This window comes from Acinetobacter sp. 102, from assembly GCF_037028485.1.
GTDB lineage: Bacteria > Pseudomonadota > Gammaproteobacteria > Pseudomonadales > Moraxellaceae > Acinetobacter > Acinetobacter higginsii.
The window spans coordinates 1-652 of the sequence record NZ_JAZEZK010000064.1 but is presented as its reverse complement, the minus strand read 5'-3'; the positions used below and the strand labels follow the sequence as shown (position 1 = coordinate 652).

The following is a 652-nucleotide window of genomic DNA, read 5'->3' as shown; positions in this document are numbered from 1 at the left end:
AGCAACCAAAGACAAGATCACGCTTGCAGGTGCAGGTGGCACCACCATTACCAATGTTAAAGCTGGTGCGGTGAACTCGACTTCGACTGATGTAATCAACGGCAGTCAATTACACGGTGTTGCAGACAGCGTTAAGACAGCAATTGGTGGCAACACGACGATTGATGCAACGACGGGTGCAATCACCACAAGTAACATTGGTGGCACAGGCTCGAACACGATTGATGGTGCGATCACTAGCGTTAAAGCAACTGCAGACAAAGGCATCAACTTTGGTGGCACAACAGGCAAGAACAACTATGCCTTGGGTAGTGATATCAACGTTAAAGGCGATAGCAACATCACCAGCACGACAGTTGCAGGCGGAGTTCAACTGGGCTTGGGCGATACGTTGAATGTTAAAGATGCAATCAATGTGGGCAGCGGTGCAACCAAAGTTAAGATTGATGGCACAACCAATACTATTGGTGGCTTAAGCAACACGACTTGGAACGGCACAGCAGTATCAGGTCAAGCGGCAACCGAAGATCAATTGGCAGCAGTTGATGGCAAGTTGGGTAACTTGGACGATGCGGCGGTTAAATATGATGACCCTGCAACCAAAGACAAGATCACGCTTGCAGGTGCAGGTGGCACCACGATTACTAACGTG

1 pseudogene is annotated in these 652 nt (G+C 49.1%); it reads left to right on the top strand.

What is annotated here, in order from left to right:
* Positions 1 to 652, top strand: a pseudogene (locus tag WA352_RS21735) (YadA-like family protein); the annotation flags it as partial.